This is a genomic window from Bradyrhizobium sp. UFLA05-112 (assembly GCF_053572325.1).
The window spans coordinates 37101-62469 of the sequence record NZ_JBANBK010000052.1; the positions used below are offsets into that span (position 1 = coordinate 37101).

35 protein-coding genes and 1 pseudogene are annotated in these 25369 nt (G+C 64.2%); 19 read left to right on the forward strand and 17 right to left on the reverse strand.

Annotated features, from left to right (window positions below):
• Window positions 1-217: 217 nt before the first annotated feature.
• Entirely contained in the window at window positions 218-2116 is a 1899-nt protein-coding gene (gene thiC / locus SO180_RS26840; RefSeq protein WP_449381844.1) for a phosphomethylpyrimidine synthase ThiC, read from the forward strand.
• 121 nt (window positions 2117-2237) lie between these two features.
• Here thiC and SO180_RS26845 read toward each other — a convergent pair whose 3' ends face one another.
• Both SO180_RS26845 and SO180_RS26850 read right to left on the reverse strand, forming a co-directional pair.
• Complete coding sequence (locus SO180_RS26845; RefSeq protein ID WP_449381845.1) at window positions 2238-2783, reverse strand: HD domain-containing protein; 546 nt, start codon at window positions 2781-2783, stop codon at window positions 2238-2240.
• 9 nt (window positions 2784-2792) lie between these two features.
• Window positions 2793-3017, reverse strand: coding sequence for a DUF6429 family protein (locus SO180_RS26850; protein ID WP_449381846.1), 225 nt, complete (start codon window positions 3015-3017; stop codon window positions 2793-2795).
• 117 nt (window positions 3018-3134) lie between these two features.
• Here SO180_RS26850 and SO180_RS26855 point away from each other — a divergent pair.
• Both SO180_RS26855 and SO180_RS26860 read left to right on the forward strand, forming a co-directional pair.
• A pseudogene (locus SO180_RS26855) lies at window positions 3135-3667 on the forward strand (mismatch-specific DNA-glycosylase).
• Between the two features lie 193 nt (window positions 3668-3860).
• Window positions 3861-4553: a glutathione S-transferase family protein gene (locus SO180_RS26860; protein ID WP_449381847.1), complete on the forward strand. Its 693-nt coding sequence runs from the start codon at window positions 3861-3863 to the stop codon at window positions 4551-4553.
• A 130-nt stretch (window positions 4554-4683) separates the two neighbouring features.
• On the opposite strand, the gene SO180_RS26865 is transcribed toward SO180_RS26860, so the two are convergent.
• On the reverse strand, window positions 4684-5118 hold the full coding sequence (locus SO180_RS26865) for a hypothetical protein (RefSeq protein WP_449381848.1): 435 nt from the start codon (window positions 5116-5118) through the stop codon (window positions 4684-4686).
• 563 nt (window positions 5119-5681) lie between these two features.
• Between SO180_RS26865 and SO180_RS26870 the strand changes: the two genes are divergently transcribed.
• The 4 genes from SO180_RS26870 (at window position 5682) to SO180_RS26885 (ending at window position 7846) form a co-directional block, all read left to right on the forward strand.
• A complete protein-coding gene (locus SO180_RS26870; RefSeq protein ID WP_449381849.1) occupies window positions 5682-6065 on the forward strand; it encodes a RidA family protein in 384 nt (127 codons plus the stop codon).
• Between the two features lie 293 nt (window positions 6066-6358).
• On the forward strand, window positions 6359-6616 hold the full coding sequence (locus SO180_RS26875) for a hypothetical protein (RefSeq protein ID WP_449381850.1): 258 nt from the start codon (window positions 6359-6361) through the stop codon (window positions 6614-6616).
• A 247-nt stretch (window positions 6617-6863) separates the two neighbouring features.
• Window positions 6864-7115: a hypothetical protein gene (locus SO180_RS26880; protein ID WP_449381851.1), complete on the forward strand. Its 252-nt coding sequence runs from the start codon at window positions 6864-6866 to the stop codon at window positions 7113-7115.
• Window positions 7116-7204: 89 nt separating this feature from the next.
• Window positions 7205-7846: a hypothetical protein gene (locus SO180_RS26885; protein WP_449381852.1), complete on the forward strand. Its 642-nt coding sequence runs from the start codon at window positions 7205-7207 to the stop codon at window positions 7844-7846.
• 4 nt (window positions 7847-7850) lie between these two features.
• Here SO180_RS26885 and SO180_RS26890 read toward each other — a convergent pair whose 3' ends face one another.
• Both SO180_RS26890 and SO180_RS26895 read right to left on the reverse strand, forming a co-directional pair.
• Window positions 7851-8339, reverse strand: a complete 489-nt coding sequence (locus tag SO180_RS26890) for a DnaJ domain-containing protein (protein WP_449381853.1) — start codon at window positions 8337-8339, stop codon at window positions 7851-7853.
• A 125-nt stretch (window positions 8340-8464) separates the two neighbouring features.
• The gene (locus tag SO180_RS26895) at window positions 8465-8767 is read right to left on the reverse strand and encodes a hypothetical protein (RefSeq protein WP_449381854.1); all 303 of its coding nucleotides are present in this window, start codon (window positions 8765-8767) and stop codon (window positions 8465-8467) included.
• Between SO180_RS26895 and SO180_RS26900 the strand changes: the two genes are divergently transcribed.
• Complete coding sequence (locus SO180_RS26900) at window positions 8766-8945, forward strand: hypothetical protein (protein ID WP_449381855.1); 180 nt, start codon at window positions 8766-8768, stop codon at window positions 8943-8945. The two genes, SO180_RS26895 and SO180_RS26900, sit on opposite strands and share 2 nt — an antisense overlap.
• A 263-nt stretch (window positions 8946-9208) precedes the next feature.
• Window positions 9209-9457: a helix-turn-helix domain-containing protein gene (locus SO180_RS26905; protein WP_449381856.1), complete on the forward strand. Its 249-nt coding sequence runs from the start codon at window positions 9209-9211 to the stop codon at window positions 9455-9457.
• Here the strand turns inward: SO180_RS26905 and SO180_RS26910 are convergent.
• Entirely contained in the window at window positions 9454-9705 is a 252-nt protein-coding gene (locus SO180_RS26910) for a hypothetical protein (RefSeq protein ID WP_449381857.1), read from the reverse strand. The two genes, SO180_RS26905 and SO180_RS26910, sit on opposite strands and share 4 nt — an antisense overlap.
• Window positions 9706-9866: 161 nt before the next feature.
• On the opposite strand from SO180_RS26910, the gene SO180_RS26915 reads away from it, so the two are divergent.
• Window positions 9867-10403 (forward strand): collagen-like domain-containing protein, encoded by a 537-nt coding sequence (locus tag SO180_RS26915; protein ID WP_449381858.1) that lies wholly within the window; start codon window positions 9867-9869, stop codon window positions 10401-10403.
• A 13-nt stretch (window positions 10404-10416) separates the two neighbouring features.
• Here the strand turns inward: SO180_RS26915 and SO180_RS26920 are convergent, their stop codons facing one another.
• From SO180_RS26920 to SO180_RS26930, 3 genes are all read right to left on the reverse strand, one after another.
• Entirely contained in the window at window positions 10417-10635 is a 219-nt protein-coding gene (locus SO180_RS26920) for a hypothetical protein (RefSeq protein WP_449381859.1), read from the reverse strand.
• A 90-nt stretch (window positions 10636-10725) separates the two neighbouring features.
• Window positions 10726-10992 (reverse strand): DUF2277 domain-containing protein, encoded by a 267-nt coding sequence (locus SO180_RS26925; protein ID WP_449381860.1) that lies wholly within the window; start codon window positions 10990-10992, stop codon window positions 10726-10728.
• An 86-nt stretch (window positions 10993-11078) separates the two neighbouring features.
• Complete coding sequence (locus SO180_RS26930) at window positions 11079-11771, reverse strand: ArsR/SmtB family transcription factor (RefSeq protein ID WP_449381861.1); 693 nt, start codon at window positions 11769-11771, stop codon at window positions 11079-11081.
• A 141-nt stretch (window positions 11772-11912) separates the two neighbouring features.
• Between SO180_RS26930 and SO180_RS26935 the strand changes: the two genes are divergently transcribed.
• The 4 genes from SO180_RS26935 (at window position 11913) to SO180_RS26950 (ending at window position 14603) form a co-directional block, all read left to right on the forward strand.
• Window positions 11913-12320, forward strand: a complete 408-nt coding sequence (locus SO180_RS26935) for a nuclear transport factor 2 family protein (RefSeq protein ID WP_449381862.1) — start codon at window positions 11913-11915, stop codon at window positions 12318-12320.
• Between the two features lie 167 nt (window positions 12321-12487).
• Window positions 12488-13549, forward strand: a complete 1062-nt coding sequence (locus SO180_RS26940) for an alpha/beta fold hydrolase (RefSeq protein ID WP_449381863.1) — start codon at window positions 12488-12490, stop codon at window positions 13547-13549.
• A gap of 18 nt (window positions 13550-13567) precedes the next feature.
• Window positions 13568-13915 carry an MmcQ/YjbR family DNA-binding protein gene (locus SO180_RS26945; RefSeq protein WP_449381864.1) on the forward strand — a complete coding sequence of 116 codons (348 nt, stop codon included), beginning with the start codon at window positions 13568-13570 and terminating at the stop codon, window positions 13913-13915.
• 139 nt (window positions 13916-14054) lie between these two features.
• Complete coding sequence (locus SO180_RS26950; RefSeq protein WP_449381865.1) at window positions 14055-14603, forward strand: MSMEG_1061 family FMN-dependent PPOX-type flavoprotein; 549 nt, start codon at window positions 14055-14057, stop codon at window positions 14601-14603.
• A gap of 202 nt (window positions 14604-14805) precedes the next feature.
• Here the strand turns inward: SO180_RS26950 and bfr are convergent, their stop codons facing one another.
• The 3 genes from bfr to SO180_RS26965 form a co-directional block, all read right to left on the reverse strand.
• Window positions 14806-15294, reverse strand: a complete 489-nt coding sequence (gene bfr / locus SO180_RS26955; RefSeq protein WP_027522416.1) for a bacterioferritin — start codon at window positions 15292-15294, stop codon at window positions 14806-14808.
• Between the two features lie 133 nt (window positions 15295-15427).
• A complete protein-coding gene (locus SO180_RS26960) occupies window positions 15428-15700 on the reverse strand; it encodes a (2Fe-2S)-binding protein (protein WP_449381866.1) in 273 nt (90 codons plus the stop codon).
• Window positions 15701-15870: 170 nt separating this feature from the next.
• A complete protein-coding gene (locus tag SO180_RS26965) occupies window positions 15871-16191 on the reverse strand; it encodes a hypothetical protein (RefSeq protein ID WP_449381867.1) in 321 nt (106 codons plus the stop codon).
• A 161-nt stretch (window positions 16192-16352) separates the two neighbouring features.
• Between SO180_RS26965 and SO180_RS26970 the strand changes: the two genes are divergently transcribed.
• Window positions 16353-16676 carry a hypothetical protein gene (locus tag SO180_RS26970; protein ID WP_449381868.1) on the forward strand — a complete coding sequence of 108 codons (324 nt, stop codon included), beginning with the start codon at window positions 16353-16355 and terminating at the stop codon, window positions 16674-16676.
• 224 nt (window positions 16677-16900) lie between these two features.
• Window positions 16901-17182, forward strand: coding sequence for a hypothetical protein (locus tag SO180_RS26975; RefSeq protein ID WP_449381869.1), 282 nt, complete (start codon window positions 16901-16903; stop codon window positions 17180-17182).
• 78 nt (window positions 17183-17260) lie between these two features.
• On the opposite strand, the gene SO180_RS26980 is transcribed toward SO180_RS26975, so the two are convergent.
• The gene (locus tag SO180_RS26980; RefSeq protein WP_449381870.1) at window positions 17261-18487 is read right to left on the reverse strand and encodes a lytic murein transglycosylase; all 1227 of its coding nucleotides are present in this window, start codon (window positions 18485-18487) and stop codon (window positions 17261-17263) included.
• Window positions 18488-18494: 7 nt separating this feature from the next.
• A complete protein-coding gene (ettA, locus tag SO180_RS26985; RefSeq protein ID WP_449381871.1) occupies window positions 18495-20144 on the reverse strand; it encodes an energy-dependent translational throttle protein EttA in 1650 nt (549 codons plus the stop codon).
• Window positions 20145-20381: 237 nt separating this feature from the next.
• Here ettA and SO180_RS26990 point away from each other — a divergent pair, with 237 nt between their 5' ends.
• Both SO180_RS26990 and SO180_RS26995 read left to right on the forward strand, forming a co-directional pair.
• Complete coding sequence (locus SO180_RS26990) at window positions 20382-20594, forward strand: hypothetical protein (RefSeq protein WP_449381872.1); 213 nt, start codon at window positions 20382-20384, stop codon at window positions 20592-20594.
• A 138-nt stretch (window positions 20595-20732) separates the two neighbouring features.
• The gene (locus tag SO180_RS26995) at window positions 20733-21695 is read left to right on the forward strand and encodes a D-2-hydroxyacid dehydrogenase family protein (protein ID WP_449381877.1); all 963 of its coding nucleotides are present in this window, start codon (window positions 20733-20735) and stop codon (window positions 21693-21695) included.
• A 56-nt stretch (window positions 21696-21751) separates the two neighbouring features.
• Here SO180_RS26995 and SO180_RS27000 read toward each other — a convergent pair whose 3' ends face one another.
• A complete protein-coding gene (locus SO180_RS27000; protein ID WP_449381873.1) occupies window positions 21752-22987 on the reverse strand; it encodes a L,D-transpeptidase in 1236 nt (411 codons plus the stop codon).
• Window positions 22988-23346: 359 nt separating this feature from the next.
• Here SO180_RS27000 and SO180_RS27005 point away from each other — a divergent pair, with 359 nt between their 5' ends.
• Window positions 23347-24096, forward strand: a complete 750-nt coding sequence (locus SO180_RS27005; RefSeq protein WP_449381874.1) for a hypothetical protein — start codon at window positions 23347-23349, stop codon at window positions 24094-24096.
• Window positions 24097-24103: 7 nt separating this feature from the next.
• Here SO180_RS27005 and sseA read toward each other — a convergent pair whose 3' ends face one another.
• Together sseA and SO180_RS27015 are read right to left on the reverse strand one after the other, a co-directional pair.
• A complete protein-coding gene (sseA, locus tag SO180_RS27010; RefSeq protein ID WP_449381875.1) occupies window positions 24104-24961 on the reverse strand; it encodes a 3-mercaptopyruvate sulfurtransferase in 858 nt (285 codons plus the stop codon).
• A 205-nt stretch (window positions 24962-25166) separates the two neighbouring features.
• A partial coding sequence (locus SO180_RS27015; RefSeq protein WP_449381876.1) for a rhodanese-like domain-containing protein occupies window positions 25167-25369 on the reverse strand: 203 nt, incomplete at its 5' end.

Sequence of the window (25369 nt, forward strand, 5' to 3'; positions counted from 1 at the left end):
TTCCGAGCCCTCGCACCCCACACTCCGCCGTCATCGCCCGACTTGATCGGGCGATCCAGTACGCCGCGGCCTCTCCGTATCCCATCGCCGCCTCTGGAATACTCGATCCCCGCTGGAGCCTGTCATCGGGCTCGCCGAAGGCGAGACCCGGTGGCGGGGATGACAGCGGTATTTGTCTCTCGCGCAGCGATGCCAACGAATCAGTAAGGAGGATCCCATGAACATCCGCTCCAACCCCGACAAGACCATCCCCGCCGTCACCACCGGCCCGCTGCCCTCCTCGCGAAAAATCTTCGCCTCCCCGGAAGCCGCGCCCGATCTGCGCGTGCCGCTCCGCGAGATCATCCTCTCGGAAGGCGCCGGCGAGCCGAACCTGCCGGTCTACGACACCTCCGGCCCCTACACCGATCCGAGCGTGACGATCGATGTCAACGCCGGCCTTGCCCGCAACCGCAAGGCCTGGGTGCTGGAGCGCGGCGGCGTCGAGGAATATGAGGGCCGCACGATCAAGCCGGAGGACAATGGCGGCGTCTCCACCGACAAGGCCGCGCGCGCCTTCTCCGCCTACCACAAGCCGCTGCGCGGCCTCGACGGCCACAAGATCACGCAGCTCGAATTCGCCCGCGCAGGCATCATCACCAAGGAGATGATCTACGTTGCCGCACGCGAAAACCTCGGCCGCAAGCAGCAGCTCGAGCGCGCCGAGCAAGCGCTGGCCGATGGCGAAAGCTTCGGCGCAGCGGTGCCGGCTTTCATCACGCCGGAGTTCGTTCGTTCAGAGATCGCGCGCGGCCGCGCCATCATCCCGAGCAACATCAATCACAGTGAGCTCGAGCCGATGATCATCGGCCGCAACTTCCTCACCAAGATCAACGCCAATATCGGCAACTCGGCCGTGACCTCGTCGGTCGAGGAGGAGGTCGAGAAGATGGTGTGGGCGATCCGCTGGGGCGCCGACACCGTGATGGACCTCTCGACGGGCCGCAACATTCACACCACGCGCGAATGGATCCTGCGCAACTCGCCGGTGCCGATCGGCACTGTGCCGATCTACCAGGCGCTGGAGAAGTGCAACGGCGATCCGGTGCAGCTCACCTGGGAGCTCTACAAGGACACGCTGATCGAGCAGTGCGAGCAAGGCGTCGACTACTTCACGATCCACGCCGGCGTGCGCCTGCAATACATCCACCTCACCGCCAACCGCGTCACCGGCATCGTGTCGCGCGGCGGCTCGATCATGGCGAAGTGGTGCCTGGCGCATCACAAGGAGAGTTTTCTTTACACCCACTTCGACGAAATTTGCGACTTGATGCGCAAATATGATGTCTCCTTCTCGTTGGGCGATGGATTGCGTCCGGGCTCGATCGCCGACGCGAACGACCGCGCGCAATTTGCCGAACTGGAAACGCTCGGCGAACTGACAAAAATCGCGTGGGACAAGGGCTGCCAGGTCATGATCGAAGGCCCCGGCCACGTGCCGATGCACAAGATCAAGATCAACATGGACAAGCAGCTCAAGGAGTGCGGCGAGGCGCCGTTCTACACGCTTGGACCGCTGACCACCGACATCGCGCCGGGCTATGACCACATCACGTCAGGCATCGGTGCCGCCATGATCGGCTGGTTCGGCTGCGCCATGCTCTGCTACGTCACGCCGAAGGAGCATCTCGGCCTGCCCGACCGCAACGACGTCAAGACCGGCGTCATCACCTACAAGATCGCCGCGCACGCCTCTGATCTCGCCAAGGGCCACCCGGCCGCCCAGCTTCGCGACGACGCGCTCTCGCGCGCCCGTTTCGAATTCCGCTGGACCGATCAGTTCAACCTCGGCCTCGACCCCGACACCGCAAAAAGCTTCCACGACGAGACCCTGCCGAAGGAAGCCCACAAGGTCGCGCACTTCTGCTCGATGTGCGGCCCAAAGTTCTGCTCGATGAAGATCACGCAGGACGTGCGGGATTACGCGGCGACGTTGAACGATCCGAACAGCGTGGGGATGTCCGTGGCCGGTACCATCGAAGACGGCATGGCCAAGATGAGCGAGAAGTTCAAGGAGATGGGGAGCAACGTGTATCTGGATGCGGAGAAGGTGAAGGAGAGTAACCGGGCGTTGTGATGCGCTCCACTCCCTATCCGGGCTTGCCCCGGGCAACCTTCGACAGTGAAGAAGCCGGGCGAAAGCCCGGCTTTCTATTTGACGCCCGCAGAGAAGCACCCAAGCGACAGCGAGCGCAGCCTCAGCTCAAGGAAGCCAATTCACGCGCGAGATTGTCGCGGGCGCGGCGATCATATATCGCGGCGAAGCCTGCATCGGGATAGATAACGGGGCGGGCGGCGAACTGGCTAAGCACCCTGGCGCGGCCGGCGCGATAGTCGGGATCGCTGACATGGATGAACTCCTGCCGGATGGCGGCGGCATAGGCGTCGTAGCGCGCAGGTTCTGCACCGAGGATGCTGAGGTCGATCGAGATCAGGATCGCTCCAAGGCGATCATCCGCCTCGACCTCGTGCGTTTTCGTCAGGCGGATCAAGCGGCCGACCTCGTGGCTGATATCGGCGCCGACGTGCCCTTCGGCCAGTTGCGCGCTGAGCTCTTCGTTATCCGACCGGGTCGGATCGTAGACAACGTCGTGCCACCAGATCGCTTCGGACAAAATCTCGCGCTCGGCCGCAGACAGACCGTCCACCCCTGCGAGCGCTGCAAGACAGTCCTCGATATGCGCGAGGTTATGATAGTGGCGGCCAGGTGCCGCATAGGCGGCCACCAATTCTTCGCGGATCATCGCAAGCTCTTATTCGTCGAACAGTTCGTTGAACAGCGCTTTCGCCCGTTCGCGTCCCTCGTCCGTGAACACGACAGACTTTACCTTGCCGACGGGGTCGAGGATCATCCCCCTGTCATGCAGGCGGCCGAGCACGTCCCAATCCATGCCCTTCCATGCACGATAGTCATCGTGCAGAGTCAAATAAAGCAACGCCAACGCCGCGCCGTCGATCTTGTCGTTATTGATGGCCATCTTGAACCTCTCACGGAGCGATGCTGATGTGATTCTATTCGGCAAAATGCAATGCGCAATGGCCCCTGCACCGCGCCATATGCGGTGCAATTGAACCAACTCATTGACCCGACTGAGATGCCCGACAGCAACTCCGACCGCCTCCCCGATCAGTTCCGCCCCAACCTCCGCCTCGTCTTCGTCGGCACCGCCGCCAGCACGCGCTCAGCCAGCCTCGGGCACTATTACGCCCATCCCGGCAACCGCTTCTGGCGCACCCTCCACGAGACCGGCATTACACCACGGCTCTATCAACCCAGCGAGTTCGCCGCACTGCTCGCGCTCGGGATCGGCTTCACCGATCTCTCCAAGTCGGGTGCGGGAATGGATCACCAGATCCCGGCAGCCTCGATCGACGTGGCGGGGTTTCGGATCAAGATGGAGCGGTATCGTCCGAAGACGATTGCCTTCACCAGCAAGAAGGCTGCGAGCTTGTTCTACGGAAAGCCGTCCGCAATGATTTCGCTGGGAGGCAGCAGGCTGCCGGGCAATTTCCCGACGTGTTCGTGCTCGCCTCTCCGTCCGGCGCTGCGTCCGGTAGTTGGACGTTGCAGCCCTGGCGCGAGCTTGCGGCGTGGGTCGCTGCGCTCCACGCTCCGACCTCATCCTGAGGAGACCGCGAAGCGGTCGTCTCGAAGGATGGCCACGGGCGATAGCGTGGCCTTCATGGTTCGAGACGGCGCTACGCGCCTCCTCACCATGAGGTTCTGAAACCATGACGGACCCCCACGCCGGACGCCCCCCATTGCTTCCGCCGCAAAGCCCTTGCATGCTGCTTCCGTAGAACAATGGGGAGCGCCACCCATGCTGACCCTCTATTCCTACCCCGAACTGTTCGGTGTCGCCGACAACAACGGCTACGGCCTCAAGGTCTACGCCTTCCTGAAGCTAGCCGGCGTGCCGTTCGTGCACGAGCACGTATTCGATGCGTCCGCCGCGCCACGCGGGCAGTTGCCCTATGTCGTCGATGACGGCGAGACGATCGGCGACAGCGAGACCATCATCTCGCACGCAATCGGGAAATATCGCCTGACCATCGACGCCGGCCTGTCACCGGAGCAGCGCCGGACCAATCTCCTCGTCACGCGCATGTTGGATGATCTCTACTGGGTGATGTCCTATTCGCGCTGGAAGGACGAGCGCTACGTCCAGGCGTTTTGCGATGCATTCATGGTGCAGCATCCGAAAGTGAATGCCGAGGGGCTGGAGAAGGCGAAGGCCTACAACGCGCAGCGCTATTATTATCAGGGGATCGGCCGCTACACGCCGGAGCAGGCCTATGCGCGCGGGCTCGCGGATCTTGAGGTGTTGGCCGAGATCGTGCCAGCGCAGGGTTTCGTGCACGGGGCGGCGCCGACCAGCGTCGATGCCGGCATCTATGGCTTTCTCGCCAACATCCACTTCTTCCCGATCCCGACGCCGCTGAAGGCCTTCGTCGATGCGCACGAGAATCTCGTCACGCATTGCGAGCGGATTCATGCGGCGGTCAGTTCGTAGGCGGGCAAAGCGACTTGTCCGCCGTAGCTCGAAGAGCGAAGGCGGAAGCGTGCCCACCACTTCTGCCTCGGTCAAGGAAAGATGGTGGGCACGGCGCTTCGCGCCTTTGCCCGCCCTACAACCCAGCCCCCTACCGCATCGTGATCGCAAGACCGCTGAGGTCCGCGTTCGCCATCAGGCCGACTTGCGTGCCGGAGAGCTCAAGCACCGCGCCCTTCTGGTTGGTGAGCACGATGGCCCTAGCGCCGGCACCCACCGCAAGGCCGGCACCGGCGGCGCCGTAGACGCCGGCGACATCCGAGGGACGGAAGATGTTGGAGACGCGGCCGCGCAGCACGGTCCTGGAGCCGCCGAACACAAGGCCGTAGTCGAGGCCGCCGGTCGAGAGCGGATAGGAGCGGCCGCGGAAGTTCAGGACGCCCGACCCGCCCGAGCCGCCGATGATCCAGCCCGCCTTGTAGATCGTCAGCGTCACGAAGCCGCTGTCGGCCTGCGCGGCGGTGGAGAGGCCCGCGAAAGCGGCGATGGCGACCAGCGCGGCGCGGAGGGTGGATGAGAACTTCATGAGCGGCTCCGAAAAATGTTTGGCAACGGAAAGCGAATCAGGACGCGCGAATTTACCCGATCGATCGCGGCGGCAAAATGTTCGGCAGGCGACAGCAGGAGGCACCGCGCGCACGCCCCTCCCCGCTTGCTCCACATGCTCCCTCTCCAGTTCGGGGCTCCGCAGGCGGCGCGATCGCATATGAGCCTCAACTTGAGCTCGTTATGCCCGGGCTTGTCCCGGGCATCCACATTCTTCGTGCAGTAGGCGATGCGTGGATGGGCGGGGCAAGCCCGGCCATGACGTTGTGGAAGCTTCAGTGCAAGCTCACGTGTCTTGCACGCGGCACCCTGCCCGCGGGTGGGTACAGCATGGAATTGTGCTGGTGATTTGCCCGACGTGTCAACCGTCTTTTCGGCCTTCCCGAATATCATCTTTCCGCCGATTTCTACTTTGCATGGGGTTGTTTTCGACATTTTTGTCGGCGGGGGCCGAGGCGGCCTTCCGACCATGGAGGGATGTCATTGCAAGTCGCTCACATGCAGTTAGGCTGCACCATCCATTATTCGGGCTCGGAGGTCCCCATGCCGATCCAGCATTTCGCACCGCCGCCGCACGTCAAGGCGCCGCCGCTGTCCTTTGCCACCCGCGTCGGCGATCTGCTGTTCATCTCGGGCATTCCCGGCTTCGATGCCCACGGCGCGCTGCCTGAAGGCTTCGAGGCGCAGTTCGCCAACGTCGTCATCAACATCAAGCGGGTGCTGACGGAGGCCGGCAGCTCGACGCACGATCTCGCCAAGGTCAACGTGCTGCTGACCCGCGCCTCCGATGTCGCAGCGATGAACGCGCTCTATGCCGGCGCGCTCGGACCGCCGCCCTATCCGGCGCGCACCACGTGCGTGGTGCACGCGCTCCCTGATCCGAGGATGCTGATCGAGATCGAGGCGGTGGCGTCGCTGGCGAAGTGAGCGGCGGATGCCGGTCGCAAGCAGCAGCGCACCAGCGCCTCCACATCGTCATTGCGAGGAGCACTTCGCGGAGCCTGTCATCGGGCCGCGCTTTGCGCGGACCCGGTGGCTCGCAATGACGGGATTGTTGCAACGATATGTTTCCACGGCATGACCTGAGATCCCGGCACGATCTCTGGTCCTCACTCTTCGCAACTGACATATGCGTGAATCACGGCGGCATCGGCTTGCAACGGGCCTGCTTTTGCCGCACGAGTTTCGCGGACTTCACGCATCAGCAAGGGGATATTTCAATGCGTCGCGTTCTTAGTGTTTGTGCCGTCGCTGGCATCGCCTCATCGGTCTTTGCCGTGCCGGCGTCGGCAAAGGTCGGTTATTACGTGATCCGCTGGGACAACACCGGCATCTGCCAGATCTGGAACGAGGACCTGCGTTACAAGCCGACGGAGTGGCCATCGACCTACAAGGTGGTCAGCAAGTCGTTCCCGACGTTCACCGCCGCCAATGACGTGCAGCTGAAGCTGCGGGGCGAGCGCCGCTGCACGCTGTAAGCGGAAAGCAAAGAGCAACGATTTTGCGAGGCGGATGCGCGGACAGCGTCATCCGCCTTTTCGTTGGCGGCCTCGATGCCCCTCGTTTCAAGCCGAATTCCTGCGATTTCCACCGCCCCTGCTTTGAACCTGTTGCGCCCAGGGAACTACTCAACTGGTGTCCGGGCCGCATTCTCCAAACGGCTCGCGCCACGCCTCCCCAGACATTGTCGGGAGGAGCATCACATCGTTCATTTGAGGAGCTATCATGCGTCGTTTTTCCATGCTGTGTGCCGCTGTCGGCGTTGCTGCTGCCTTCGTTGCCACCAGCCCTGCTGAAGCCGCCGGCTATCACCTGATCCGCTGGCAGAACACCGGCATTTGCCAGATCTGGGACGAGAGCCTTCCGACCACGCCGTGGCCGTCCGACTATCACCGCGTCAGCGGCTCCGTTCCGACCTTCGTCGACGCGCTCGCCCTGAAGGAGCATGCGCTGAAGAAGGGTCACTGCACCCTCTAAAAGCCATCGTCGATCGGCGAACCCTTAGTAGCGGGCAAGGGCGCAAGCCGCGTCCTTGCCCTCTGCATTTTGACAAGGCAGACAGTTTGATGCGCGCGACAATGACGAAGGCCGCGGTTCTCGGCCTTTCGCTCGTGGGGTTGACGATGCCGGCGCAAGCGCAGGCCCCGCAATCCTTCCGCGTGATCTCGCCGATCTTCAGCCAGCTCGTCAGCTTTGCGATGCCGTCGAATTTTGCCGCGGTGTTCGAGAACACCAGGGGCGGCCACTACATCCGCGAGGCCGTGCTCAAGGGCGAGAGCGCGCAGGCCTGGACGCAGATGATCACGGTCGCCGGCGAGAAAGGCGTCGCAGGCAATCCGTCGCTCACGCCGGAGAAATTCGCCGGCAACATCGCCGGCGGCTTCAAATCAGCCTGCCCCGAGAGTTTTGCCGCGAAGGCGCTCGGCACCACCAGGTTCGGCGACTCCGATGCCTTCATCGCCGTGATCGGCTGCGGCAGCGTCGACACCGGCCCTGAGCGCCACAGCGAAACCGCGCTGCTGATCGCGCTGAAGGGCGACGCCGATTACTACACGATCCAATGGGCCGAGCGGGGACCCGCCGCCGGCAAGCCGCCGCTCGATGACGAGAAATGGCCCGCGCGCCTGCGCCAGCTGCGCCCGATCGACCTCTGCCCGATCGTCGCGGGCGAGAAGGCGCCCTATCCGAGCTGCGTGAACAGAAGCTGACGCCTCACGCGTCCTTGTTTGCGCCGGGATGGATCAAAACGTCCCGCGCGGCGGCGAGGTCGAGGAAGGCCTGCTCGCTGCCGCCGCGGTCGGGATGCATAGTCTTGGCGAGACGGCGATAGGCCTGGTGGATGTCGTCGCAGGTGAGCTGCACCGCAAGCGGCAGGCCTAGCGTGCGGCGCGCGCGTTCCTCGTTAGTCAGCTTCTTTGGCATTGCACTGCGGCGGCCGAAGCGCGGCGCGGTCAGGCCGTGGATGACCTCGAGCACGACACTGAGGCGGCGCTGCGCCGCCACCGTGATGTCGTGGGCCTGCCCGTCATGGGCGGCCTGGCGCAGGATCGGGATCGCCTGCTCGGCGGCCTGGCGCAGCGTCGTGTCGGTGCTCGCACGCGCGATCTCGGCCGCAAGCCGGCCCGCCTCGTCCCAGTCGAGGGTGTGGGCGGTCCGCAAGCGTTCGAGGGCCAGCTTCCAGGATTCAATCCGGTCCATCATGCGCGCAACACTTAGCAACGAAAGCGAGTATGCCAAGCGCGGCGTTTCCGACGTCTTAATTTCGGGTTAGCCTTTCGCGAAACTTCGACACGAATCCGGCGCGAATTTCTGCCTGCACCGGCTCCTCAATGAGGCCTGACCGTCGTGTCGCGGCCACGCTTGCCGAATTTTGGTGCGGTCGCGACGTGCAGGGCGTCCTGAACCATGCCGATCCGCTGCCGGGCGATCTCCCGGACGCTGCGCGGCGCCGACTTGGCCGCGGCGTGGCGCAGGCTCGCCAGCACCTGGGTTGCCGCCTGCCGCAGCGTCTCATCGCGGCTCGCGCCTGCGATTTCCGCGACGATCTCGGCCGTCTTGCCGTAATCGGGCTCGGGCGCCGACATGCAGCGCTCGATCGCGAGCTTCCAATGTCTGATATGCGGGTCCATGCGCTTCGTCCAAATTGCGCGGCATCCAAAACGGGATGACAGCAACGCGCAGAAGTGGCTTGGCGTTTCGATTGGTTCGGCTTTGAATCAGCTTGTCGTCAACGCCAGAAAAAAGAGTCGAGGAAGCTGCGTCACCGGCTCGATCATGATGCTGGACGGCGGCTGCAGGACGTTGTGATCGGGCACAGCGTTCTTGCCCGGTGTCACCCCCGCGAGGGACCGGGGATCCTGTATTCCAGAGGCAGCGACGACTTATTCACATCACTACGCAGCTTGTGCCAATGGCGGCCGCTTTGCGGTTATCCCAAGGTCATCTGGTGCATTCCGTCGTTGTTAACCATCCGTTAACCAAACCCGCCCACCGTAGAATTACGGCTTGGGGTCGTTTGTTCTCGATCCGCTTCCATAGACGGAAGCGGGCGTTGGTCGGGAGGTGCGTTAATGACCATTGTTCACTCTGCTGCGTCCGCGTCGCCTACGCAGCTTCTTACCCCCAATGAAATCGTTCCACTTCTGATCGGCGCGACTGTCGGCGAGATCGAGCGCGAGCTCGTGCTCCAGACGCTCGCCCGCTGCGACGGCAACCGCACGCGCGCCGCGCGCGTGCTCGGCCTTTCCGTTCGCACACTTCGCAACAAAATCCGGATCTACGCGGCCGAAGGCATCGACGTGCCCGCCTATCACGATTAGGACGCGGCGCGGCGGCGCCACCATCCCCTGAGCGTCACGCCAAGCGCGATCGAGAACGACAGCGCCGCGACGATAGCCGCGGTCAGCTCGACCGCGCGCAGCAGGAAGGCGGTCATGACCATCCATGACGGCTGCGGCTCTTCGGCAAAGGCGATCGGGACGATGTCCGGCACGAGGACGTGCTCGAGCCCGGCGGCGATCGCGAAAACCAGCATGAACAGCAAGAGGATCTTCCATGCCGCGGTCATCGACGGCTCTGCTTGGGGGGTAATCTCGCGCACAAGCGATCCAATGCCATGGCTTGCCGCGCCGCCGATTGATGTTGATCAAGCACGGCAACCCGGCCCGCACAATTGCTGCTGTCGTGAAACGCCGCTAATTAACGGGCTTCTCGATCAGGAGTAGCGGCGTGGCAGACGATCAGGGGCGGCAAGGGCGACAGGGACTTCAGGGTCCGCGTGGACGGCAGGGCGAGCCGGGACGGGCGGGCCCGCAGGGACATCCCGGACGGCGCGGCCCGGACGGTCAGCGCGGCAAGCCGGGGCCGCAGGGCAAGCCCGGACCGGTCGGAAAGGCCGGACCGCAGGGCAAGCCGGGTGCGCAAGGCAAGCCAGGCGAAGCCGGTTCGCGAGGCCCCGTCGGCGCGCAAGGAGCAGCCGGACCGCAGGGACCGGCCGGCCCGCAAGGCCCGCGCGGCGAACCCGGTCCGCCCGGTCAGTTGCCCTCGATTGAGCAAGTGCTGCCATGGCTGGAGCAGCTCTTTGATGCCTGGGACGAGCGGCGGCGCCAGCGCGAGCGCGAAGCCGCCGAGCGCGAGGCGCTGGAAGCCGCCGTCCAGGACGATGGCAATGCCGATATCTTCGTTGACGACGCGAGCGAGGAGACGGACGAGGACGGCCACAGGAAAAAGAAGAAAAAGAAGAAGCACGGCAACAAGGACAAATAGGCGCGGCCCGCGCCTACAGCGCGGAACGATCATCCTTGTGCGGCAGCATACCCATGCGCTCGAACTGCCAGCGCATGGCGCGGTACCAGACGTAGCCGACCGCCGCGCCACAGACCGCCAGGATGACGAGGTTGGCACTGCTATAGGAACCGCTCCACCACATCATCCAGGCGGTCCACAGCACCGTGAAGATGACGGCACCGGCTTTCAAAGAGATCAGGGGGCGGCTCATGGTCGTGCTCCGGGTTCGCTCGAAAAAACCCCGGCGATCATCATCGCAACCCGCGTCACAAGGGACCGTGAGCCAGATCACGCAAAGCCCTTAGCCAAAGCGCAGCCGCGAGCGCTCCTTCGCCTTCTCGGCCTCCGCCGAACGATCCCGCGCCGGCGCATGCGTATGCAGCGATGTCAGGAGCCGCCGCGCGGCCTCGGACACCTCCGTCACCGCGCGATCGAACGCCGCCTCATTGGCCTGCGACGGCTTGTTGAAGCCGGACAGTTTTCGCACGAATTGCAGCGCGCTGGCCTGGATCTCGTCCTCTGTCGCCGGCGGCTCGAAATTGAACAGCGTCTTGATGTTGCGGCACATAAGTTCCTCCTGAAAGGCGCTCCTGTTCGAGGACGATCGGCGGCAGCCCAATGCTACATGCCGGGTCCGCCGATGTCATCGGCAGGTCAGAACGGAACGGGGACGCCAAGCCGCTCGAAGAAGGCGCGCCCCTTCGGCGTGAGACGAAGCGCGCGTGGAATGCGATGCGGCGCGAGCGCGTGCGTTTCGACCAGCCGCTTCAGCAGCGCGTTGGCAAACGGGCCCGCCAAATGTGGAACACGCTCGGTCCAATCGTTGCAGAGGCGCATGTGAGGATCCCGGCCCGGCTTGAAGTCGATCTTCTCGGTGCGACACCAGGCCAAGCCCTGCCCAGTGAGAGAGCCGTCCCGGCCGCGCAGCGTGATCAGTTCGCGACACACCAAACCGTCCAGCAGCGCCACGCCGAGCTGGCCGGCGAGATGGCAATAACAGGTCCGCGACTGCCGGAACGGCGTCGGCACGCGTCGCGTTCGCTCGACATGATCAGCCCTGGCAGCAAGATTGACGAGGTTCTCGATCAGGCCCGCGACCTCATCGTCGGCGATCCGATAGTACCGGAAACGGCCCTGCTGCCACACCGTGAGCAGGCGCGCGTCCGTCAGCTTCTGCAAATGCGCGCTGGCACTCTGTGGCGACACGCCGGCAAGCGATGCCAGCTCGCCGGCAGGCAAAGCCTTGCCGCCGAATAGCGCACTTACCATGGCCTCGCGCGCCGGATCGCTCAAAGCCTCGGTGAGCCGCGAAAATCCCGATTGCACCGACCGTCGTGCCACCGCCATCAAAAACTCCCGCCCCTGATCTGGGCACGCTCCCACGTCATCGCAATCATCCAAAGCGCGGTCATTTCAGAATTCCGTGAAACTTTGGCGGCGCAGCTCTGCGATCCCTGGGAAATATCCCTGAATCGCGAGGATTGCACCGTGATCAACGAAGCACACAAAGGCGACGCCGAACGCATCTGCAGGCTGTGGGACGAAGCCCTCGGCAACAAGGACCTCGAGGCAGCGCTCGCACTCTATGCAGATGATGCATCCATCGAAAGCCCGCTGGTCCAACGCCTCCTGAAGACTCCAAGTGGAATCGTCAAAGGCAAGGACAATTTGCGCAGCTTCATTGCGCGCGTCTTCCAGACCAATCCGCCTCAGCGCAAGCGCTTCAAGCAGGGCTTCTTCACGGACGGCCGCATCGTCACCTGGGAATATCCACGCGTCTCTCCCGACGGCGACCAGATGGAGCTGGTCGAGATCATGGAGATCGATAAGGGCCTGATCCAGCACCACAGGGTTTATTGGGGCTGGTACGCGCTCGGCTTTCTCAAGCACGAATGAGCTGATGGGCCCGTTGGCCGGCCGCCGAAATATTCCGCTTGCGCGATGCACCATTGCAAAAATGTTCTGGCGGACGGCGGAGTATCCGCTCTCGATCCTCGAGGTGACGCTGATAAGATCGCCCGCGAAGCGGCCCGGATGAAAGCGGCCGCAGCGGGGAGAAACACATGAAGATTTCGGGCGCGATGCTTGCCGCCGTTTTGCTATCCATCTCGATACCGGCGATGGCGGCTGATTATCCAGCTCCGAAACAAGGCGAGTGGATCGCCAGGGACTTCAAGTTCCACACCGGCGAGACCATGGCGGAGCTGAAGCTGCACTACACCACGATCGGCGAGCCGACCGGTCAGCCGGTGCTGGTGCTGCACGGCACTGGCCAATCCGCCGCGGGCATGCTGACGCCGGCTTTCGCGGGCGAATTGTTCGGCACCGGACAGCCGCTCGATGCGTCCAAATACTACATCATCATTCCCGATGCGGTCGGCCACGGCAAATCGTCAAAACCGTCAGACGGAATGAAGACGAGCTTTCCGAAGTACGATTACGACGACATGGTCGAGGCGCAGTACCGACTCGTGACGGAGGGGCTCGGCGTCAAGCACTTGCGCCTCGTGATGGGCAACTCCATGGGCGGCATGCAGACCTGGCTGTGGGGCGAGAAATATCCGCAAAGCATGGATGCGCTGGCGCCGATGGCCTCGCAGCCGACCGAGATGGCCTCGCGCAACTGGATGATGCGGCGGATCATGCTCGACACCATCCGCAGCGATCCCGACTACAATGGCGGCAACTACACGAGCCAACCGCGCATGATGAAATACGCCATCGTCGCCTATGGCATCGCCAGCATCGGCGGGACGCTCGCCTATCAGGCGCAGGCGCCGACGGCGGCCAAGGCCGACAAGATGGTCGACGAACGACTCGCTGCACCAATCACCGCGGATGCCAATGACTTCGTCTATCAGTGGGAGTCCTCGCACGACTACAATGCCTCAGAGCGGCTGGAGCGCATCGAAGCACCGCTGCTGTTGATCAACGCTGCCGACGACGAGCGCAATCCGCCGGAGACGGGCGTTACGGAAGCGGCGATGAAGCGGGTCAAGAACGGCCGCCTGTATCTGATCCCCGCGAGCACGGAGACGCGCGGCCACGGCACCACCGGCAACGCAAAATTCTACACTGAGCAGCTCCGGCAATTGCTGCAGACGGCACCGCAGCGGACGATGTGACACCAGCAACAGGATCCGATGTCGACCGCTCGCTTTCGCCGGACTGCGCTCGCGTTGCCCGGCGCCGTCGAGGGTGAGCATCACGGACATGCCGATTTTCGCGTCGGCAAGCGCGTCTTCGCAACGCTCGGCTATCCCGATGACGAATGGGGCATGGTCAAGCTCACCCCGGAGCAGCAGACGATGCTGGTCGCCGCCGAACCGGAGATGTTTCGTCCGGTGCCCGGCGCGTGGGGCAAGACGGGCAGCACCAATGTGAGGCTGGCGAAAGCTGATCAGGTGACGTTGCGAAGCGCACTCACGATGGCCTGGCGCAACGTCGCGCCCAAATCGCTACTCGCACTGCATGACAAGGCGAGGCACTGATTTCGCGGGCCAAAGCCGGATTTCGTTGGCTGCGAGCGGCCCTATCAGGTAGTTTGACGCGCCAGCTCAAGCGGAGGCCCGCCGTTGACCGATCTTTGCGCTGAAGACCTCCACCATCTATGCGAAGCCGAGCCCGCGCGTGATCGCGAAAGCGCGGCCCGCGATCGACGTGCATGCCAGGAAGTTCATCGAGATGTCGCCGTTCTGCGTGCTGGCGACGTCGGGCACTGATGGCAGCGTCGATGCCTCGCCGCGCGGTGGTGGTGCCGGCTTCGTCCACGTCGCCGGCCCCAATGAGTTGCTGATGCCTGATCGCTCCGGCAACAACCGGATCGACAGTTTAAGGAACGTCGTCGAAGGCTCGGGCTTCGTGCATCTGTTGTTCTTCGTGCCAGGTATCGACGAGACGCTGCGCGTCGGCGGTCGCGGCACGCTGTCCGCCGCTCCGGAGCTGCTCGCCTCGATGGTCGAGTTCGGCAAGCCGCCGCGCGCGGTGCTGAGCGTCGCGGTGAGCGAGGTCTATTTCCACTGCGGCAAAGCCTTGATGCGCTCAAAGCTGTGGTCGCCGGAGGCGAAGGTTGAGCGCGCGGTGATGCCGAGCATCGTCCAGGTCATTCACGACCAGACGGGCTTGGGCGAACCGGAGAGCCAGGACGTGGTGGAAGCGCGCTACAAGACGCAGTTGTAGGCCGGCGCAACGAGCACAGTGTCGTCCCGGACAAGCGAAGCGCAGATCCGGGACCCCCGCGCGTTTCGCTCGTCGTGATAGCCGCAGGGAGTAGTTTGGCGAAGACTCGTGGTTACCGGCTCTGCACCACAACTTCTCCCTGGGGTGATGGGTCCCGGCTTTCGCCGGGACGACATGGGGAGTTTGCGGCTAGCGTCGGAGCTTAATGCCCCTCGCCCTCGAGTCCGCCGACGTGCTTCTGGGTGTAGAGCTCGAGACCAATGCGGCCGATCAGGTCGAGCTGGGTCTCGAGGAAATCGATGTGATGCTCCTCGTCGCTCATCAGCTTCTCGAACAGGTCGCGCGTGACGTAGTCCTTCACGCTGTGACAGTAGGTGGCCGCTTCCTGGTAGAGCGCACGCGCGCTGATCTCGGCAGCGAGATCGCAATCGATGATCTCCTTGACGTTCTGGCCGATGCGCAGGGGATCGAGCACCTGCATGTTCGGGAAGCCGTCGAAGAACAGGATGCGCTCGGTGAGCTTGTCGGCGTGCTCCATCTCCTCGATGGATTCCTTGCGCCAGACCTTGGCCATGTCGCGCAAGCCCCAATTGTCGAGGAAGCGGTAGTGCAACCAGTATTGATTGATCGCGGTGAGCTCGTGACGCAGTGCCTTGTTGAGATATTCGATAACTTTCGCGTCGCCCTGCATGATTCACTCCAGCTCTTGCGGCCTCATCGGTAATAAACCGAATTTAGAACGCTTCTAAAACAAGTTTGGAACGGGAGCAACCCATCGCAGGGTCGCACCCGGGGATAAGCTCAGCCGATTGAAGAAAGAGAAGTCAGCAGGCCGCGAGTGCGAACGAGGCGGGCTCGACGATCTCGTCGTTGGCAGCGACCTGGTGGCTGTGCGGGCAACCGGCACAGCAGGACGTGGCGCACGGGCCGAGAGCTTCATCGATGATGGTCTTGATGGTCCGCGCGCAGCGTCCGCATTCGGCGCTACAACCGAGGCAGCCATAGACCTGCTTGGCATGTCGCACGGCGTCGTCGGAATCGGCGACGGCGGCGCGGATGTCGTCATCGCTCAGCACGTTACAGGAACAGACGATCATGGAAAGCGGCAGGCCCTTCGGTGATGCACCATCATCGATATTTAAAGGCTCGGCCGGATGCAAAAGGAAAAACCGGTATTTGAAGCTATTCCAAACTGAGCCGCGATTCAGCCTAGAACGGGTCTAAAAAGACAACTTGCGCTGGATCAAGGTTGCAACCGAATTGGGGCCTAATCGCCGCCGCCACCACCGCTGTCCCCGCCACCGCCGCAATCACCGCCACCGCCGCCGCTGCTGTCACTACTGATGCTGTCACTGGAACTGCAAGAGCCGCTGCCGATCGGATTGCCGGAACTATCGACCGACGACGATGAATTGTCGCTGAAAAACCAGCTCCCCAGCGCAAAGCCGTCAGTGTTTCCAGAATAGCTGTCGCCGCCATTGGCACCGGCAGCCGCGCGCGAGCGCCGCCGGCTGCGGTCCTGCACATGAGTCATCAGGACGAAGCAGATGACCGAGGTGGCCCCGATGGCGATCAGGGCGCTCATCATCAAACTGTTCATGGCTCTTTCTCGGGTTTCGTGCCTCGCGGGAGCCGCCTCCCGCACGCATTCGTCGCCCCCGGCAGACCTTCCGTTCATTGATCATTCAAGCAGAATATGGAACCTTGGGTGGGGAACCACGTCCGCGCTCGCTGTGAAAGGTGAAATCCATGAAGAAATCGCTCCTGGCACTCGCTGCCGCCGCCACCCTGGCCGCATCGGCGCTTGCGCCTGCGCCGGCCCATGCGCAGCGTGGTGTCGCCGCGGGCGTGGCCGCCGGCATCGTAGGCGGCGCTATCGTCGGGGGCGCGCTGGCATCCCCGTATTACGGACCCGGTCCCGGTTACTATTATGGTCCCGGCGATCCGCCTCCGCCCCGTTACTACGGCCCGGGCTATGCCGCCGACGACTATTACGGCGGCTGCGTCTGGCAGCGTCAGCGCTTCTGGGACGGTTATGCCTGGCGTGTGCGTCGCGTGCGCGTCTGCGGCTGAGGGCTTTCCCACAGATTTGTGCCGGAACGGCCGGTTTTTTACGGGACCTCCGTTCAGCCAAAAGCCCGAAAAAGACCGCTTTTTCTCGTCACAGCTCCGCGAGTGTTTACGGTGGATTGACCATTTGCGCGCTTCCTAGCAGGACGGCTAATTCCATCAGAGTGTGCGTGAGCCTTTGAAACCCGGCGCTCTTTCGAGCGCCTTCTCCCAGGAGAGCCCTAAGCATGAAGAAGACTTTAGTTGCCGCCCTCACGGTTGCGACGATCGCCGGTACGCTGGCGACCGCCACTCCGCCCGCTCAGGCCCATGACGGCGTCGGCGCCGGCATCGCAGCCGGCCTGATCGGCGGAGCCATCGTCGGCGGCGCCATCGCGTCGAGCCGCCCGGCCTATGGTGGACCGGTCTACGTGGCCGAGCCCCCGCCGCCTGCGCCCTGCTACTGGCAGCGCCAGCGTTACTGGGACGGTTACGGCTGGGTCGTTCGCCCGGTCCGCGTCTGCTACTGAGTTGATCGACGGGCGCACCTCGCGCCGCGATCGAAGCCCGGCCGAGATCATCGGCCGGGCTTTTTTCTTTCGTGCTCGCTAACGCGCCGCCTGGATCGAGCGCAGCACCTCTTCGCTCGGCCAGCAATCGACCTTCAGTCCCGCCGACTTCTGATAGGCGCCGAGCGCCGCGCGCGTCAGCATGCCGGCCTTGCCGTCGAGCTTGTCCTTGTAGAGCCCGATCCGCGTCAGCCCGCGCTGCATCGCCTCGACGTCCTTCGTTCGTAGTTGCTTCGAGGCTGACCAGGGTGTCGCGAACGACAGCGGGCTCGTCATGCGATCGCTGAGATGGCCGACGAACAGCACGTAGAGATCGGAGAAATTATATTCCTTGATGACGAAGTAGTTTTTCGTCGTCAGGAACGAGGGGCCATAAATGCCTTCGGGCTGGAGCAGCGATGCCGGCTGCGCGAGTTCAGCCGCATTCAACTTTTGCCCGCGCACCGGCACAAAGCCCTCGCGCAGCCACTGGCTGATCGGCTTCGTCACCTCCGGCACGCCGCTCGTGCAATCGACCTTGGCTGGCGCCTGCACCTCATAGGCCCAGCGTACGCCGCTCTGCCAGCCCTTGTTGACGAGCTGCTGCGCGGCGGAGGCCAGTGCGTCCGGCACCGAATGCCAGATGTCGATGCGGCCGTCGCCGTCGAAATCGACGCCGTGCTTGTAGTATTCGGATGGCAGGAACTGCGTGAGGCCGGTGGCGCCCGCCCAGGACGCGCGCATGTCCTTGCGCGCCACCACGCCCTCGCCGAGAATCTTCAGCGCAAGGACGAACTCGTTGCGGTACGTGTCCTTGCGCCGGCCGACATAGGCTTGGGTCGCAAGCACGCGCACCAGGTCATAAGGCAGCGTGTAGCGGCCATAGTCGGTCTCACGTCCCCAGATCGCGAGCATGACGGTGGCGGGAACGCCCGAGCTCTTCTCGATCTGGGTCAACGCGTCACGATATTTCTGCAGCAGCCGCTGACCCTCGCCGGCAAGCCGCGCGATCGAGGCTTCCTTGATGTAATCAGCCGGCACCTGCACGAACTCGGCCTGGGACGGAGCGCCGGTCGCGGGCCGTCCCGGCAGGATCAGATCAGGCAGCTTGTAGTCGGGCTCGAGCCCGCGCGTCTGTTCGTCGAACGTCGCGCGCGACACGCCGACCGCCTGCGCCTCCGGCCACAGCGAAGCGATGAACTGGGTGAAGGCGGCGTCGGCGGCGTGGGCGGACGACAAGCCGCAGGTGAGCACAATCACCGCAGCGATGAACGTCCGCCGCATCATGCTGAAATCACCGAGTCAGCTTCTTGTACTTCACGCGGTGCGGAATGATGCTGTCCTGGCCGAGACGGCGCATCTTGTCCTTCTCGTAGTCCTGGAAGTTGCCCTCGAACCATTCGACGTGGCTGTCGCCTTCGAAGGCGAGGATGTGGGTCGCGATGCGGTCGAGGAACCAGCGATCATGGCTGATGATGACGGCGCAGCCGGCAAAATCCTCCAGCGCCTCTTCGAGCGCGCGCAGCGTGTCGACGTCGAGGTCGTTGGTCGGCTCGTCGAGCAGCAGGACGTTAGCGCCGGACTTCAGCATCTTGGCAAGATGCACGCGGTTGCGTTCACCGCCTGACAGCGCGCCAACCTTCTTCTGCTGGTCGGCGCCCTTGAAGTTGAACGACGAGCAGTAGCCGCGCGAATTCACTTCCTTCTTGCCGAGCAGGATCAGCTCGTTGCCGCCGGAGATTTCCTCCCACACGGTCTTCTTGCCGTCGAGCGCATCGCGCGACTGGTCGACATAGCCGAGATGCACGGTCTCGCCGACCGTGATGGTGCCGTTGTCCGGAGTTTCCTGCTTGGTGATCATCTTGAACAGCGTGGTCTTGCCGGCGCCGTTCGCACCGATCACGCCGACGATGCCGCCGGGCGGCAGCTTGAACGTGAGATCGTCGATCAGGAGACGCTCACCATAGCCTTTGCTGAGGCCTTCGAAATCGACGACATTGGCGCCGAGCCGCTCGGCGACGGGAATGATGATCTGCGCGGTCTGGGTCTGCTTCTCGCTCGCCTGCTTCAACAGCTCTTCATAGCGCTGATAACGGGCCTTGGATTTTGCCTGACGCGCCTTCGGCGAGGACGCGACCCATTCCTGCTCGCGGGCCAGCGTCTTCTGATGCGCGGCCTCCTCGCGGCCTTCCTGCTCGAGCCGCTTCTGCTTCTGCACCAGCCAGGACGAGTAGTTGCCCTCGTAGGGAATGCCGCGGCCGCGATCGAGCTCGAGAATCCAGCCCGTGACGTTGTCGAGGAAGTAGCGATCGTGGGTGACGATCAGGATCGCGCCGGGATAGTTGCGCAAGTGTCCTTCAAGCCACGACACGGATTCGGCGTCGAGATGGTTGGTCGGTTCGTCCAGCAGCAGCAGCTCGGGCTGATCGAGCAGCAGCCGGCACAGCGCGACGCGGCGGCGCTCACCGCCGGAGAGTTTCGTGACATCGGCATCGTCGGGCGGGCAGCGCAAGGCGTCCATCGCCTGGTCGACCTTGCTGTCGAGATCCCAGAGGCCCTGGGCCTCGATCTCGTCCTGCAGCTTGGTCATCTCATCGGCGGTCTCGTCCGAATAATTGACGGCGAGCTCGTTGTAGCGATCCAGGATCGCCTTCTGCTTGGCGACGCCCTGCATGACGTTCTCGCGGACGGAAAGCTTGGGGTCGAGCTGCGGTTCCTGCTCGAGATAGCCGACGCGGGCGCCCTCGGCGACCCAAGCCTCGCCGGTGTACTCCTTGTCGAGGCCGGCCATGATCTTGAGCAGCGTCGACTTGCCCGAGCCGTTGACGCCGAGCACGCCGATCTTGGCGTCCGGGTAGAAGCTCAGATGGATGTTATCGAGCACCTTGCGGGTCGGGTAGCTCTTGGTCAGGCCTTGCATGAAGTAGACGAACTGGCGCGCCATCGGTCCCGTAAAACCTTCGATTTGAGGAAATTTGCTTGCCGCCGATGTAGCGATCCCGCCCCCAAAGGGCAACGTTTTCCCTCCGTTCACCACGGATGAATACGGAATGGACACCATCCGGGAAGCTGATCCCTACAATTGAAACCATTTTTTAATAAAGCAGGCCAAAGCTGGCCGTGGCGCCACAAAAAGCGCCACCTGCGGCAGAAGCGGCGGGGAAAACAGCGAGGCCGCATCATGGCAATGATCGAGACAACCTCTCATCCCGTCCCGGCAGGAGCCGGAGGCTCCACCCTCTTCGCAGAGCTCCGCGCGTTCTGGGTCCGGTTCTTCGCCACGGCTTTCAACCCCTACCGCCCGGAACTTCACTACATGCGCGGCCCGGGTCCCGCCTGGCGTGCCAAGCACGGCATGGACGCGCCGTTCCGCCTCAAACCGCGCGATCTCTGACGCCCCGCCTGCTGCCGGATTTTTGAAGCGTCCTGCTGCTTGCGCCGGCTGCCGATTGCGCGCAAGCATGGCGAGGTTCGATCGATGGCGCCCCTGCCCGCGCCGTCGTTCCTCGCCATGGATGGACGGTTTTCCCCGATGACGCGGCTACGCTGTGCAATTCTCGACGACTATTTCAACATCGCCCAAGACGTCGCCGACTGGTCAAAGATCTCCGACCGCGTCGACATGACGGTGTTCAATCATCCGTTCGCCTCCGAGCAAGCCGCTGTCGGTGCGCTGGGGGACTTCGAGATCGTCTGCGCGATGCGCGAGCGCACGGCGTTTCCGAGCAGCCTGTTCGAGGCGCTCCCCAGGCTGAAGCTGCTGCTGACCTCCGGCATGCGCAATGCCGCGATCGACATGGAAGCGGCGAAAGCGCGCAACGTCGTGATCTGCGGAACGCAATATTCCCGCGATCCGACCGCCGGGCTTACCATGGGCCTGATCCTGGAATTGACCCGCGGCATCGGCCGCGAGAACGCGCGCATGCATGCGGGCGAACCCTGGCAGAGTTTTGCGGGCATCGAGATCGAGGGCCGGACGCTTGGCGTCGTCGGGCTCGGCAAGCTCGGCAGCAAGGTCGCGGGGATCGCGAAGTCGTTCGGCATGAACGTCATCGCCTGGAGCCCGAATCTGACCGCTGAGAAATGCAAGGAGGTGGGCGTCGGCTACGCCAGCAAGGAGGAGCTGTTTGCGAAGGCGGATATCATCACCATCCACGCGGTGCTGAGCGAGCGCTCGCGCGGGCTGGTCGGCGCCGCCGATCTCGCGCGGATGAAGCCGACCGCCTATCTCGTCAACACCGCGCGGGGACCGATCGTCGACGAGGCAGCGCTGCTCGAGGCGCTGCAGCAGAGGAAGATCGCAGGCGCCGGCATCGACGTGTTCTCGGTCGAGCCGCTGCCGACCGATCATCCGATCCGCAAGCTCGACAATGTCGTGCTGACGCCGCATCTCGGCTACGCCACCGAGGATGGGCTGCGCATCCATTACGGGCAGATGGTCGAGGCGATCGACGCCTGGACCAAGGGCAGCGAGCCGCCGAAGCGGTTGGCCTGAAACGAAAAAGGCGTGCCGATGGCACGCCCTTCGCAATCAAGTGTCTTTCGAAGCTTTTAGCGCACAGTGACGGGCGCCGGCAGCGGCGGCACGACGGTCGGCTGCGTGCCCGGGGCCGGACCGGCCTGGGCAGCCATAGGCGCAGGCGCAGCAGCGCCGGGCGTCGGCGCGGCAGATGCAGTTGCCGTTCCCGGCGACGGGCCACCGGGCATCACGACGACGCGGGTGCCAACCTTGACGCGATCGAACAGGTCGGAGACGTCCTCGTTCAGCATGCCGATGCAGCCCGAGGAGACGAACTTGCCGATCGTCGAGGGCTGGTTGGTGCCGTGGATCCGGTACACCGTCGAGCCGAGATACATCGCGCGCGCGCCGAGCGGATTGCCGGGACCGCCAGCCATGAAGCGCGGCAGATAGGGCTGGCGCTCGATCATTTCCGTCGGCGGATGCCAATCCGGCCACTCCGCCTTGCGGGTGATCTTTTGCACGCCGGTCCAGGTGAAACCGTCACGGCCGACGCGCACCCCGTAGCGGATCGCGCGGCCATTACCGAGGACGTAATAGAGGTAGGTGTTCGGGGTATCGACGATGAGCGTACCGGCCGGCTCCTTGGTCTGGAACGAGACCTCCTGGCGGCGCAGGTTCGCCGGCAACTGCGTGGGCGCTGCGTCAGGCTGCTCCTCGGGCGGAAGCGCCGCAACCGTCATCGGCTGGCCATTCGGACCGGCAGGCTGCTGTTGCTGGACAGCGCCGGTCGCGGCGGGTCCACCGACGCCTTCCGGCGGACGCAGGCCGTCGTTGGCGCCCTGCGGCCCGGCAGGACGGTCGGCATAGATCACCGCTGGCGGGCCGGCGGGGCGGCCATAACGGGGATCATCCGGCGACATCACCGGACCCTGCGGCGCATTGTTGGAATAGACGGGCGCACCGGCCGGCCGGCCGTAGCGCGGGTCATCCGGCGACACCACCGGACCCTGCGGAGCGTTGTTGGAGTAGACCGGCGCACCGGCCGGCCGGCCGTAGCGCGGATCGTCCGGCGACATCACCGGACCGGAGGGGCCGGGCGGAGGCAGCGCGGCTGAGTTCCGCGGCTGCGACGGCATCGCGTCGTCGTCATCCTCGAGCGCGTCGAAATTCGGCACGCGGTCGCCGGGACGATATTCGGACGGATAGCCTTGCTGATAGACCGGGGCCTGCTGGACCGGATAGCCCTGCTGAGCGTGCGCGAGCGAGGCTCCCGCCGCAGCAGTTGTTGCGGCAGCGCAAATCGTCAGAAAATGTTTGATCATCATCGCCCTAGTGTAGTCCCCAGGCCCGACCGGACCGTTAACCGGCACATGGACGAAGATCGCGGCGCATTCAAGACAAAACAGGCCGATCCGGGCCTGATTTGGTGATTTGTGATCGGCGGCGCGACCGTTGCGCCGGTGCATCACGGAGCGGAAATCGCGCGGGGCCGTAGGTCGCCGGACTCTCCGCTCCCGATTTTTACGGAACGGCCCGGGACCGTTCGGGTATTCTCGAATCAGCCTGATTCGCCCTCCGCTTTGACCAGTTTCCCGCGCGGCGAAGGCGGCAGTCAGTACCGTCACCGCGTTCAGATGGCTCAAGGGCCTCGGCATCAACCTGCCAAGGCGGAAATTGCCCTTCGATGCTTCCCGGCTTCCGCTTCCTGCTTGCGGCGATCCTGTTGTCAACCTCCATCCTGGTATTCGGCTTAGGTGCCGCCGCGCTGCTCCGGGCGACGCATGAACAGTTCGTCAGCAATCCGTCCTGGCGAAACGGCCCGCAGGAGCAGGTGTTCGCGCAGGCAAACGAACCGACGCAGCCGGTGCTCGCAGCGCTCCGCGCCGAGCCGCTGCCGCCCTCGACCTCGGTCCGCGACTACGTCCCGACCGTCGGCCTTCCCGAAAGCGGACCCGAGCAGGTGGCCGCACCGACATCGGAGGTGAGCAGCGGGCCGGTTGCGTCGGCCGCCGGCGAACCGGCCGCGACTGAAGCTCCCTCTCCACCGGCCGAGACGCCGGCGCCGCAATCCGCATCGGCCGAAACCACACCCTCGACCAGCACGACCATGCCCGCCACCGGCGAGCCGGTGCCGACGCCGGTCAACTCACCCGAACCGCAACAGGCTGATGCCGCCAGCACCATCGCGCCATCAGAGGCAATTACAGAGGTCGCAGCGCTCGCTGCAGCCGCTCCGCAGGCCCCGCCGGCGAAAGCCAAGGCGGAGAGCGATGCGTCCGACAAGCAGGCCGCCAAGCAGCGCGCCAAGAAGCAGCACCGGACCGTGCGGCGGCCGCCACCGCCGCCAGTGCAGCAGACATTCAATCCCTTCGCCATGCAGCCGCTGCAACAATATCGGCAGCCGGCCTACGCGGCGACCACCCGCGTCCGCTAAGCGAGCCTCACGCCGGCCCGGTCGCAATCGTCGGGCCGCCTTCCTGGCCCCACTCCGACCAAGAGCCATCATAGAGCGCGGTGTCGGTGATCCCGAGGCGGTACAGCGCGAGCGTCAGCACGCCGGCAGAGACGCCGGAGCCGCAGCTCGTCACGATCGGTGCGTCGAGCTTGACGCCCGCGCCGGTGAAGGTCTGCTTGAGATCGGCGGGCGGCTTCATTTCGCCGGTCGCGGCATCGAACAATTGGGCATAGGGCACGTTGCGGGCGCCCGGGATGTGGCCGGAGCGGATGCCCGGCCGCGGCTCCGCAACGCGGCCCTCGAAGCGCTCCGCGGGACGCGCATCGATCACCTGCTCGGCACGGCTTTCGACGTTCGCGATCAACTGCTGCATGCTGCGCACACGCTTCGGATCGTAGCTCGCCTTGAAAGCCTGGGCCTTCGGCTTCCCCTCGCCGCTCTCGACCGGACGCCCCTCGGCGCGCCACTTCTTCAGGCCGCCATTGAGAATGCGCACGTTGCCGTGGCCGTAGGACAAAAACATCCACCACGCGCGCGGCGCGGCGACCCAGCCGCCGGCATCGTAGATCACGACGGTATCGGCATTGCTGATGCCGAGACGACCGACGTCGCGGCCGAACTGCTCGGCGCTCGGAAACATGTGCGGCAACGGATTGGAATGGTCGGACACAGCGTCGACATCGAAGAACACCGCGCCCGGCAGGTGCGCGGCGAGATAGTCGTCCTTCGGCAGCGGCAGCACGCCCGGCAGCTTGAAGGTGGCGTCGAGCACCTTCACGTTGGCGTCGCCGATGTGGGCGGCGAGCCATTCAGTAGAGACGAGGGGGTCGGTCGGGGTGGTCATTGCTTGCATTTCCTTTTCGTTATTCCCGAGCGCGCGTGAGCGAGGTTGAAGCAGTGCGCGTCAAACTCCGCCGTCATCGCCCGGCCTTGTCCGCGCGATCCAGTATTCCAGAGGCGGCTGTGATCGAGCGGAGAGGCCGCGGCGTACCAGATTCGCCGCTTTCGCGGGAATGACGCCGGAGATTGGAGTGACAGCGAAGCACCCCTCACCCCTTCTTCGGCTCCCATTTTTCCACCGGGCCACCGGCGTCGCGCCAGGCGGCATAGCCGCCGGCGATGTGGGCGACTGGTTTGAGGCCCATGTCCTGCGCGGTCTTGGCGGCGAGCGCGGAACGCAGGCCGCCGGCGCAATGGAAGACGAACTTCTTGTCCTCCTGGAAGATCGGCTTCGCATAGGGGCTCTGCGGAT